The 11,754-nt window shown below is 34.4% G+C and carries 9 protein-coding genes and 1 CRISPR repeat array; all 9 genes read left to right on the forward strand.

Annotated features, from left to right (window positions below; translation table 11 throughout):
- Positions 1-12 precede the first annotated feature (12 nt).
- The 9 genes from cas6 to DJ93_RS00630 all read left to right on the forward strand — a co-directional run bounded on the left by cas6 (position 13) and on the right by DJ93_RS00630 (position 11,725).
- A complete protein-coding gene (gene cas6 / locus DJ93_RS00590) occupies positions 13-714 on the forward strand; it encodes a CRISPR-associated endoribonuclease Cas6 (RefSeq protein ID WP_042978710.1) in 702 nt (233 codons plus the stop codon).
- Positions 714-2,465 carry a type I-B CRISPR-associated protein Cas8b1/Cst1 gene (cas8a1, locus tag DJ93_RS00595; RefSeq protein WP_042978711.1) on the forward strand — a complete coding sequence of 584 codons (1,752 nt, stop codon included), beginning with the start codon at positions 714-716 and terminating at the stop codon, positions 2,463-2,465. Before cas6 ends, cas8a1 begins: the two co-directional genes overlap by 1 nt.
- Positions 2,455-3,348, forward strand: coding sequence for a type I-B CRISPR-associated protein Cas7/Cst2/DevR (gene cas7i / locus DJ93_RS00600; protein WP_042978712.1), 894 nt, complete (start codon positions 2,455-2,457; stop codon positions 3,346-3,348). Before cas8a1 ends, cas7i begins: the two co-directional genes overlap by 11 nt.
- Positions 3,345-4,043, forward strand: coding sequence for a type I-B CRISPR-associated protein Cas5b (gene cas5b, locus DJ93_RS00605; protein WP_042978713.1), 699 nt, complete (start codon positions 3,345-3,347; stop codon positions 4,041-4,043). Before cas7i ends, cas5b begins: the two co-directional genes overlap by 4 nt.
- Positions 4,044-4,086: 43 nt before the next feature.
- Entirely contained in the window at positions 4,087-6,318 is a 2,232-nt protein-coding gene (locus DJ93_RS00610) for a CRISPR-associated helicase/endonuclease Cas3 (protein WP_052109482.1), read from the forward strand.
- Positions 6,319-6,380: 62 nt separating this feature from the next.
- The gene (gene cas4, locus DJ93_RS00615) at positions 6,381-6,878 is read left to right on the forward strand and encodes a CRISPR-associated protein Cas4 (protein WP_042978714.1); all 498 of its coding nucleotides are present in this window, start codon (positions 6,381-6,383) and stop codon (positions 6,876-6,878) included.
- Positions 6,872-7,855 (forward strand): type I-B CRISPR-associated endonuclease Cas1b, encoded by a 984-nt coding sequence (gene cas1b, locus DJ93_RS00620; protein WP_042978715.1) that lies wholly within the window; start codon positions 6,872-6,874, stop codon positions 7,853-7,855. Before cas4 ends, cas1b begins: the two co-directional genes overlap by 7 nt.
- A gap of 4 nt (positions 7,856-7,859) precedes the next feature.
- Positions 7,860-8,123 (forward strand): CRISPR-associated endonuclease Cas2, encoded by a 264-nt coding sequence (cas2, locus tag DJ93_RS00625; RefSeq protein ID WP_042978716.1) that lies wholly within the window; start codon positions 7,860-7,862, stop codon positions 8,121-8,123.
- Positions 8,124-8,351: 228 nt separating this feature from the next.
- Positions 8,352-9,489: direct repeats of the CRISPR family, unit length 29 nt; unit sequence GTTTTATTTAAACGTAGTGGGATATAAAC.
- A gap of 673 nt (positions 9,490-10,162) precedes the next feature.
- Positions 10,163-11,725, forward strand: a complete 1,563-nt coding sequence (locus DJ93_RS00630) for a peptidase G2 autoproteolytic cleavage domain-containing protein (protein ID WP_161785243.1) — start codon at positions 10,163-10,165, stop codon at positions 11,723-11,725.
- The last annotated feature ends 29 nt before the right edge of the window (positions 11,726-11,754 follow it).

An 11,754-nucleotide genomic window follows, 5' to 3' on the forward strand; every position in this document is an offset into this window, starting at 1 on the left:
GAGGATAGTAGGGTGAGATTAAATATTAAATTGCACACTGATCGTTTTCCGCTTTCTTACAGAATGATGATGGTTAGTTTTATAAAAGAAACATTGAAATTATCTGATCCTGCATACTTTCAACAAATTTATCATTCAAGTAAAGCAAATCGTCCATTTTCTTTTGGAGTATATGTACATGATTACGAGCTTGATAAAACAGGATTTGACGTCAAAGGTTATGTCGGGCTGACAGTAGCATCTCCTGACCCTCAATTTATGCTGCATTTCTATAACGGGCTTATGAACATAGAAAAGTTTCAGTATAAAGATTTCAGTTTCATTCGAACGAAGGTAAAAATGGTAAATAGCACTACTATTGAAAGAGATCATGTATATTTCAAGACTTTATCTCCTTTACTAGTGCGGGACAAGCAATCAAATCCTGTACTAATTCATGGAGAAGCATTTGAAAAAGAACTAAATTATATTTCTAATGCAGTTCTAGAAGATTTTCGTGGTTACGGTCTCAGAACCCCCCTTATATTTACAAATAAAAATATGAAAAAAGTAGTAGTGAAGGAAAAAATTCATAGTAATGATGAAACTTTATTTTTCACTGGGTATCATGGAGTATTTGCCTTACAAGGAGACGTAGACGACTTGAAGATAATGTCAGAAATCGGACTAGGCTTTAGATCCAGTCAAGGATTTGGCGCTGTGGAGGTGATTTAATGTTACTTACAAAAGAAGCAATTCCTTTACCAGCCGGAGAGTGGGCTATAGATCAAGGATTAGTCGGATACTATCGTATTTTAAAACATGCTGGAATTAAAGTGCAGGTTACTGATGAAGGAATTTTGTTTGATCCTGAGCATTTAAAAGATTTTGAGCAGCACTATTTTAACTTTTTTTTAAATCGGTACAGCGTGGCCAAACGCGATGAACAAATCATCAGAAGAGAATTTTCAAATTTCAGAAGAGAAAGTGAATTGAAAGACAATACAGGTACAAAAGGAAAAATACAGCTAGCTAAAAAACTCCTCGATGAAACAATCAAAAGAACAGTCATTGAAAAAGTAGAAAAGAAATTTGAAGACACTATCATAAAAAAAAGACTAGTAGAGTTTGCTCATAAAATACGAAATCAAAAAGCATATATTTTAGAAATGGAAGAATGGATAGAGCAATATCTGGAGGCTTTGGCAGAACCAAGCATTGATCATAAGTTAACATTAAATTATTTTAAAGCAAAAGTTTTAGGAACCTATTTTGGACAAGTCAGTTTCTTAAACGTATTACACACTGCAAAAACAATTGAAGAACAGAAAGTAATTTTTAGAAAAGACTATATTGAGAGCTTACTTGTCGATTTAGAATTGCAACAAGTTATTTCACAAGCACAGTCTTCTGATGAAATTATGAACTATCTTAAATTAAGCACACATGAATCAGCAAAGCACTTAAGAACGAAATTCAAAAAAAATACAATTGAACAAATAAGGGAATACATATCAAATTCGGTGAATCATTGTAATTTTTTTGATTCACAATGGGCGTTTGAACAATATTCTGAATCGCATTTTTCGCCATTATCCATGAGTGCACCGAAAGCGCTTAACTTTTACTGGGGTGCCAACGGTGTGTTAGCTATCCCTATAAGTAAGCTAGCAAAATTGATTTTATTCTGTGCACCTGCTGGAGCTTCCATTGTTGGAGACAAATCCTTATTTGTTCAACGAGAAGGCAGATTCGAACAAGTTATTCAAGCAAATAATATATATGAAATTGGTCGCAGTAAAGAAAAAGCATTTGATGAAATCCTTTTTGACTTAATTGCTGAACAACAAACAAAGGCGCATCAAACTCAGCAAAACTATTTAATTTTAGAGTACTCATCGGAGTATAATGCGAAAAAAACAGATTTGCAGTATCTGCATTTAACATCAGGACTATGTTCGCTATTTAATTCTGATACTTGTGCAAAGTGGTTCGGGCATTTGAAGTATAAGCTTAGGAGTCAAATCGTACATTCATTTTTACGCTATCAAGATCCGAAATCTATAATTCATCATCATTTACGGATTAAGTTGAAAGAAGGGCACTTTGCAAATGAAATTGTCTATGCTTGTCTATTGCGATACTACTTTATTTTTTTGGTGAAAGGAGAGGGAACGTTGGAAACTAACTTAAGCATTGGAAGAAAGAGAATTTGGAGTGCTTTTTATGCTGGTGTAGAAATAAGGAAAGCGATGGAAGAAGGAAAAATTCGTTCTATCGCTTACCGATTATTAAATGCGGTCCGTGCTAATGACAAAAAAATGTTTTTAGACACAGTGATGCGCCTGTATATGTCGGTAGAAAAGCCGCTTCCACCAGTGTTTATAAATGTATTGGATGAATCACAAATTGACTTTGCTACTATTGCTGATTCATTCATTGCAGGCTTAATTTCAAAAGAGGGGGAAAAGGGAGATGAACAATAAGTCTTTTACATTAACATTTATTTTTAAAGCAAGCTCATTAAATTACGGTGAAGGAACAGCGAATATTTCTGAGCTAAAAAAATTCCATCGTGGTAATGGTGAAGTGTATTCCTTTGCTTCTCGTCAAGCAATTCGATATGATATTGTTCGTTTAGGAAACCAACTGTTCAATTGGAATTTAAACGTGGTGGATAAAAGCAAAGGGGTTGTACAGTTTAAAGAAGATTGTAATATTACAGACTCTGTTGAAATGGATTTATTCGGTTACATGAAGACGAAAGCGAAGGAAGGTGCTGCTAAACGCTCAGCCGTTGTTCGCTTAAGTCATGCTGTTTCGTTAGAACCATACCACAGTGACCTTGAATTTTTAAATAATATGGGATTATCATCTCGTATTAATGAAGCCCCTAATTTGGCTACATTAGAACAACATGAAAGCTTATACACATATACTTTGACAATTGATTTATCCCGCGTTGGAATAGATGGCTCAATTGAATTATCAGAAGAAGAAAAAGCGAATCGTGTAAAACAGCTAATTGAGATTACAAAATATTTAAACCGTGAAATTCGTGGTCGTCAAGAAAACTTGGCTCCATTATTTGTAATTGGTGGAGTTTATCCAATCGCAAATCCATTTTTCTTGGGGCGTATTGCTCTTCAAAACTTTAATCCAGGGTTATTAAATATAAAACAACTGGAATCGGTGCTTAAACAAACTGTGTTAGGATACAATATACGCGGATGTACAAAAATTGGTTTAGTAGATGGAACGTTTGTGAATGAAGATGAGATTTCCCAGCTTACAGAAACAGTATCTATTGAAGACTTCTATCAACATCTGATTGACGAAGTTGATCAATATTATAAGGTATTAGTATGAAAACAATTCGATTAAGGCTGTTTCAAGAAACAGTCTGTTATACAAAGCCATTCGCAAACAAAGTAGGAGAAACATATCCGCTTCCTCCTTATTCAACAGTCAAAGGAATGATACATCAGCTTTTGAATGCAAATGAATTATTACCTTTGCGCTTTTCAGTCCAAGGAACATATGAAACAAAGATGATAGACTATCGAAAAAGCTATATGGTTAAAAAGAAATCCATTTCTATGCCAATTATTTTTGATGGCTTAGCAATTGAAGCACCTGTACAGACGAATATGACTTCCATACCGCTTTACACACATATGCTTTTTAATGTAGAACTTATTATTCATATTAAAGGTGAAGAAGATTTACTACAGCGTATTTATCACGCTTTCATTCACTCAGATACTCATTTATCATTGGGTCGTCATGAAGATCTAGTACGTGTCGATGAAGTAGCATTTGTTGAATTAGAAGAATGTGAAGAAATTCATTCTAAGTATGCCATCTATGCACCCAAACATTATTATGAATCAGATTTCCCAACAGGTATTCCATACCGTTTAAATTGGACGTATAAGATTGTCAATGGTATACGAGAGTGGACAAAAATACCGGTTCTTTATGTGGATAGCAATTATCACCATGGAGAAGACGGAAAACCTCTTCATACAGACGGGGAATACCTTGTTCTTTGGAATGAATAATAATAAGCCGTATTCCTTTTTGGATACGGTTTTATTTTAAGGAGTGATTACAATATTTTTAGCAAAATCTGATCCAGAGGAAACATTACGTGAACATACAGATGAGTTACGCTTGCGATATGATATTTTAAGAGAATCTTATGGATATTATTTTGATGATCGTATTTGGGAATTACTACGTTATGCAGTAGACTACCATGATGTTGGGAAAGCCCATAAACCATTTCAATTAAAAATAAGACGTGCGCTTGGTGAAGATGTAGTACTGAAAAAATATTTGGAAGTACCACACAACTACTTATCTCCTTTTCTATTACCAGAAGTCGTTTTTTCATTCCCCAAAAAAGACTATCAGGCTCTTATTCAAGCAATTGCGTTTCATCACGAAAGGAATATTCAGCCAAACGATGAGTTGATTAAAAAAGCTCTATCTGAGGATCTTTGGCCAAATTTGAATGAAATTAATAGCCATTTAGACATCCAAGGTGTAAATTTAAAAACCCGATATAACCGCATATTTTCACAATTACGTAAGCGAATTAAGTACAGTGATAATAAAGCGCATTATGTAGACTATGTAATCTTAAAAGGATTACTGCATCGATTGGATCATGCAGCTTCTGCACATGCTGATATTGAAATTGATGCTAAACAGAATTTCAAGCAACTTGTTGACAAAGGATTTGCAAAAATCGCTACCGAGAAGAGCCTACCAGTCGAAGAAGTGTATCGTGATTTACAAAAGCATGCACACGAATACCGTAAGAAAAATTTAATTATTGTAGCACAAACAGGTATGGGAAAAACAGAAGCCGCTCTCCTTTGGGCAAGTGATAGTAAAACCTTTTTCACTTTGCCACTAAAGGTAAGTATTAATGCTTTATTTACTAGGGTATACGATAAGATGAACTATAAAAATGTTGGTTTACTCCACTCTTCATCTACGGATTACCTAACAGAAAGTCGTGAGGAAGAATGGGAAGTTATTTCTGAACAATCTCACCATTTTTCAAGTAAATTATTATTCACAACCATTGATCAAATATTAAAATTCCCTTTCCTTTATCGAGGATATGAGAAAGAATTAGCAACAATGGCATATTCTTCACTGGTTATTGATGAAATTCAGGCTTACGATCCAAAAATTGCTGCCGTTTTAATTCGTGCATTAGAAATGATTTATTTAGTGGGTGGACGATTTTTATTAATGACCGCGACGCTACCTAGTATTTATTTAGAAACTTTGCAAGAAAGTGAAATTATTCCAAAAGATGCCTTCCGAGTAGATACATTTATTGACGACACAGTTATACGTCATTGCATTGATATTAAAGAAAAATCAATTATTGATGATGTTGAACAAATTATTAATCTAGGTAGAAGTAAGAAAGTATTAGTTATAGCTAACACAGTTAAACGGGCAATGGAATTATACAGCATGATTAAAAAACAGACTACGCATGTACACGTTTTTCATTCTATGTATATTCAAAAGCATCGTGCCATGATTGAAAGAGAGCTAATTCATTTTGATGAAAATAGAGAAGCAATAGGAATTTGGGTTACAACACAGCTTGTAGAAGCATCCATCGATATTGATTTTGACGTGCTATTTACCGAAGCTGCAACATTGGATAGCTTATGTCAACGTTTTGGACGTTGTTATCGTAGACGTCAATATGAATACGAACAGCCTAATGTATTCATATATACTACTAATGTGAGCGGTGCGAAATATGTGTATGATGAAGAAATCTTAAAAAGATCGATAGAATTGTTACGTCCTTTTAATCAAAAAATTTTACTAGAATCCCAAAAAATAGAGTTAGTAAGTCAACTATACAAACGTGATTATTTAAAAGGAACGGAATTTCTAAAAACGTTTGAAAGTGCGTTAGAACAATTAAAAACGTTTGATGATTATACCCTATCATCTAATGATGCTCAGAAGCTACTACGGGATATCCAAGCTGAACTTGTGATTCCCAGAAATGTTTATGATGAAAATGTACATTTATTTGAAAAACTTGAACAAGCAGAGAAACAAGACCGTACGAAATTGCATCGTGAAATTACTAAGCTTACTGTGAGTTTAAGGAAAACCTTAACTATGAGAAACACATCAAGATTACCGCATAAGGGAGGCAAAAAGAACGGAAAAAAATATGATTTATTACCATGGATTCAAATTTTAGATTTAGACTATGAATTCAATGAAAATTCAAAGACAGGTTCAGGTGTACTGTTAGATAAAAAAACAGAAAATTTTATTTAATTTCATGATTTTATATAACCGGAGTGGGATGTTGCCTAACAAATTTTAAATGAGGTGGGAAGATGAAAGGAACTTACATTCATTACTATTTTGTTTGCCATCGAAAGCTCTGGTTATTTGTGCATCAAATTCAACTAGAAAAAGAAAGTACGCGGGTTATAGAAGGGAAGATTCTTCATGATTTCGCTTATCAACGTATGGAACATCGGGAACTGGACATTGAAAATTCCGGTAAAATTGATGGCATTCAAGATGATTATGTCCGTGAAATTAAGTTGACAAGTAAAATGAAAGAAGCGGATCAGTGGCAGCTCCTGTACTATTTGTCAGAACTGAAAAAGCGTGGTGTTACAAAGAAAGGTTTGTTAAGTTACACAAAAGAAAAAAGAACCGAAGAAATTGTGTTAACAGAAGGCGAAGAACAAGAACTTGAAAACATTCAAAAACGTATTCACGCTATTATACTGAAGGAATTCCCTCCTAAGATTGATAAGAAAACTTATTGTCCATCATGTGCATATTATGACTTTTGTTTTTCAGGGGAGGCAGACCGATGTTAAGAGACTTCTATATTCTTTCAAACGGAAGAATGAAAAGAAAAGATAATACATTTTATTTCATTAATGAAGAAGAAAAAAAGAAATCATTGCCGATTGAACAAATTGATAATTTGTATGTTTTTGGACAAGTAGACTTGAATACAACTTTACTTAACTTGTTGAATCAGCATCAGGTTCATGTCCATTTCTTTAATTATTATGGTTTTTATAGTGGCAGCTTTGTGCCTCGTGAAGGGAACTTATCTGGTTTTACATTAGTACAGCAAAGCGCTCATTACTTAGATATAAGTAAACGTATGACATTAGCAAAAGCATTTATTTCAGCAGCTGTATTCCATATGCTTCGGACTCTAAAAGGATATAAACAGATAACTGATGAAATGTTAGAACAAATAATTCAAATAACCTCTCAAATCCCACAGGTAACTTCTATTCAACAACTCATGGGGATTGAAGGTCTTATTCGTCAGCATTATTATGCTCTATTTAATAGTATCCTACCTCCAGAGTTTTCGTTTCATAAACGTTCCAAGCGACCTCCAAACGATGAGATCAATGCATTAATTTCATTTGGTAACAGTTTATGCTATACAACAGTATTATCTGAAATTTATAAAACTCAATTAAATCCAACGATTAGCTACTTGCATGAGCCATCAGCAAAGCGCTTTTCACTAAGTTTGGACATCTCTGAAATTTTCAAACCACTGATTGTTGACCCATTAATTTTTACACTTATTAATAAAAAGATGATTAACTTAAATCATTTTGAGAAGATTGATAAGATAGTTTTACTAAATGAGAAGGGGCGGAAAAAATTTTTACAAGCATGGGAAAATAAAATAAGTCAGACTGTGATACATCGCCGTTTAAAGCGTAAAGTATCATATCGCTATTTCATTCGCTTAGAGTGTTATAAACTCATTAAACATATGATTGGAGATGAATCATATAAACCCTTAAAAGCCTGGTGGTGAGATGATGTACGTTATTATTACTTATGATATTGGAGAAAAACGAGTAGGGAAAGTGTGTAAGAAACTGAAACAATACTTAAACTGGGTACAAAACTCTGTATTTGAAGGAGAGATATCCAAAGCGCAACTACTTAAGTGTTTATCTGAATTAGATTGTATAATAATATCAACAGAGGATTCTGTTTATTTATATGAAATTAATAACCCACGCAACATAAGGAAAAAAGTATTTGGGATTGAAAAAAGCTATGAAGAGCTATTTCTTTAAATTGAATCTTATAATATATTATAATTTATTAAGATTATTTTATAGTAGCAATTATTTTTGCAGTGTATCTCGTTACTGTAGGTAAATGTTAAACCCCTTGTCTCCCAAGGCTTGAATGTCATTTTTGAAAAAAATATGAAACAAGACTAACGATTCACTGCAAAACCTATAAGTTAAACACAGTAGATTCCCTGCTTTAATGAGGTTTTATTCTACTTTTTATAGGGGGTTTTATTTAAACGTAGTGGGATATAAACATATTCATGATTATTAAACTCAAAGTATTTCATATCAGTTTTATTTAAACGTAGTGGGATATAAACTATTTCCAACTCTTCAAAAATCCATTTCCCTTTAGGGTTTTATTTAAACGTAGTGGGATATAAACCTAGAGAAAGTGGTTGAATATTACCGTTCAAAAATTGTTTTATTTAAACGTAGTGGGATATAAACTTTTTAGTTCCGTTAGCAAGTATGGTAAACATTTCTGTTTTATTTAAACGTAGTGGGATATAAACAAAGATAATAAAGCGGCTCTTGTTTATGATTTAAAGAGTTTTATTTAAACGTAGTGGGATATAAACTTTAACATCAAAGTTGTCACGTAATAGTTTTGTAACGTTTTATTTAAACGTAGTGGGATATAAACACTTAATGTTACCCATGTATTAACGTGTTACGAGTAGCGTTTTATTTAAACGTAGTGGGATATAAACTCAAAACTAATCGTGAATTCAATTTCACCTTTTGCGTGTTTTATTTAAACGTAGTGGGATATAAACACAAGTGAGATTGAAAAGCGTCGTGGGCGTTCTAAAGTTTTATTTAAACGTAGTGGGATATAAACAAGAACGAAACTATGCACCATATTTGCTGTAGAATGTTTTATTTAAACGTAGTGGGATATAAACTTATAATAGCAGTATCAGTTGATAACCCACCGATGTGTTTTATTTAAACGTAGTGGGATATAAACAGATTATAAAGGACGAAATCAAGTTGTTGCTCACGAAATTTTATTTAAACGTAGTGAGATATAAACTTATAAAGCGTACCTTTTCCACCATGTACACCGCTGTTTTATTTAAACGTAGTGGGATATAAATCTAAGCTCTCGAAGCATTCTTACATTGTTTTCTGTGTTTTATCTAAACGTAGTAGGATATAAACCAACGAAAAGGGCATATACCTAGATGTGTAAAAAAGGGTTTATTTAAACGTAGCGGGATATAAAGTGAGGAAGAACCAGAGCAAGCCTACAAAATGAACAAAGTTTTATCAAAACGTAGTGGGATATAAACGCCCATACATACGGATAACCATCGTAAGGTGATACTTTTTTATCTAACCGAAGTGGGATATAAATTTTTGTTACGAGGATTACGCACATTTCTATCAAGCTAAAGCGAAATCATATCTAAAAGTACCATTAACAAAAACACTGTTCTTTGTGGCTGTCATTATTGTTCAAGGAAAAATAAGTTGAGAAAATAATATAGTTTTAAAATAGATTTTTTAGATATGTTTTAGACACGAATTTACCCTTTTACTGTACGCTGTATCAACAATATATGTATCTGAAACAGATAATTACAGAACAGTAGTAAATCAACTAATTAACCAATTCCAAGCATATAAGCATTTCTTAAAAAGAAAATTTTTATTATGCACATAATCTATCTAGATTATGTGCTTTTTTGTCGGAATTAACAGAAAGAATTTTCAGAAATGTTATAGATGTTAAGTGACAAAAAAGTTGTTTAATTTACAATAAAGTCATTTAAAAAATAATAAAGTTGTTAAAAAATGCGAATCATTCTATTTAACAATCGGGAAAGATTGTTAAATAAATTAGATCTGCTGAAAGCGCGATTTTAAAAATACTTCGCAATAAGATGATTTAATCATACGTGGATAATAATACCGAATATACAATTTTCGAATTAGCATATCATACTATTATTAAATCTGAGGAGGTTGCTTACATGTTCGGTCAAAACAAGATAAAACCTAACAAAAATAACAGGAAGGAAGCAGGAATGGCACCAAATAATCAATCTTCCAGAGTGGTAGGAGAAGGTACTACCACTAATGGAAGTCCTTCTCATGTCGAAGGATTCAATATTACTGCCAAAGTATCCAGTGGACCACTTGCACATGAGGAAGGGTATGGGACAACTGCTAGTGGAGGTGCCTCCCATGCGGAAGGAATCTTTACTACCTCCAGTGGAATTGCTTCCCATGCAGAAGGGTCTGGCAGTAAAGCTATAGGGCGTTCTTCTCATGCTGAGGGGGGACCTGGTTTTCTTAAAAATGGTAAAGGTATACAATCAACCGCTCAAGGAGAATATGCTCATGCGGAAGGAGGAGGAGGACAAGCGTCTGGAGATACCTCTCACGCAGAAGGAAATCTTACCATTTCCGGTGGAAACATGTCCCACGCAGAAGGAAACCTTTCCACTGCCAGTGGAAATGCAGCTCATGCGGAAGGAAAAAGAACTGCTGCTAGCGGACTTGCTTCTCATGCAGAAGGGGAAAGTACCGATGCTATTGGGGAAGTCTCTCATGCAGAAGGAAGAGATACTATCGCCTTTATGGATGCAGCTCATGCAGAAGGAGAAAGAACCACTGCTAGCGGACTTGCTTCTCATGCGGAAGGAGAAAGAACCACTGCTATTGGGTATTTTTCTCATGTGGAAGGATTCCAAACTAAGAGCAAGGGAAAAGCGGCCCATGCGGAAGGAGAAGGTACCATCGCAGAATCTAATTCTTCTCACGCGGAAGGAAAAGGTACCAAAGCCAGCTCTCTTTATTCCCATGCGGAAGGGTTTTCTACCCTTTCAAGTGGACTTGCTTCTCATGCGGAAGGATGGCATACCACCGCCAATCGGCTCGCTTCCCATGCGGAAGGAATGGATACTGCCAGTAATTTACCTGGATCTCATATCATGGGACGTTTTGGAGTTACCACTGATAACTACTCCTGGCATCTCGCAAATGGTACGAGTTTAACTAATTTATCCCTCGCAGCAAAAATTTTGAATAATGGAAGGGGGATTGCTGATAACGGATGGATTGCAGGGAATGCCGATTATGCAGAAATGTTTGAAACAGTTGACAGGAAGCCGATTGGTTTTGGATACTTTGTTACTTTAGAGGGCAAAAAAATAAGAAAAGTCAAAACGACTGATGAGTATATCTTAGGAATTGTAACTGCTAATCCGGCTTTCCTAGCCGACAGTGGAGAATTAAGGTGGAAAGGTAAATATGTAACAGATGAATGGGGGAGAGTGCAATACCATAATGTTGTAATCCCAGTGGAAAAAGATAAAGATGGGAATGTTATCATTCCTGAACGTACAGAGAAGCAACCCATTTTAAATCCTGACTGGGACCATACGAGAGAGTACATTCCACGTTCGAACAGATCAGAATGGGAAAAAGTTGGTTTATTTGGAAAACTCCGTGTAAGAGATGATGGAAGATGTCAAGTTAACGGATACTGTAAACCTAATGCTGATGGTATCGCAACCGATTCCCATAAAGGCTATCGTGTAATGGAACGTATAGGTCCTAACCAGATTTTGATTTTATTTAGATAAAATCATTTCGGAGTTTATCATGCATATAG

It is taken from the genome of Bacillus clarus (assembly GCF_000746925.1).
Taxonomy (GTDB): domain Bacteria; phylum Bacillota; class Bacilli; order Bacillales; family Bacillaceae_G; genus Bacillus_A; species Bacillus_A clarus.

Excerpts from the sequence above, each read along its gene's own strand:
- cas1b (WP_042978715.1), top strand. The coding sequence starts at position 6,872 with ATGTTAAGAGACTTCTATATTCTTTCAAACGGAAGAATGAAAAGAAAA.
- cas7i (WP_042978712.1), top strand. The coding sequence starts at position 2,455 with ATGAACAATAAGTCTTTTACATTAACATTTATTTTTAAAGCAAGCTCA.
- cas8a1 (WP_042978711.1), top strand. The coding sequence starts at position 714 with ATGTTACTTACAAAAGAAGCAATTCCTTTACCAGCCGGAGAGTGGGCT.
- cas5b (WP_042978713.1), top strand. The coding sequence starts at position 3,345 with ATGAAAACAATTCGATTAAGGCTGTTTCAAGAAACAGTCTGTTATACA.
- DJ93_RS00630 (WP_161785243.1), top strand. The coding sequence starts at position 10,163 with ATGGCACCAAATAATCAATCTTCCAGAGTGGTAGGAGAAGGTACTACC.
- cas4 (WP_042978714.1), top strand. The coding sequence starts at position 6,381 with ATGAAAGGAACTTACATTCATTACTATTTTGTTTGCCATCGAAAGCTC.
- cas2 (WP_042978716.1), top strand. The coding sequence starts at position 7,860 with ATGTACGTTATTATTACTTATGATATTGGAGAAAAACGAGTAGGGAAA.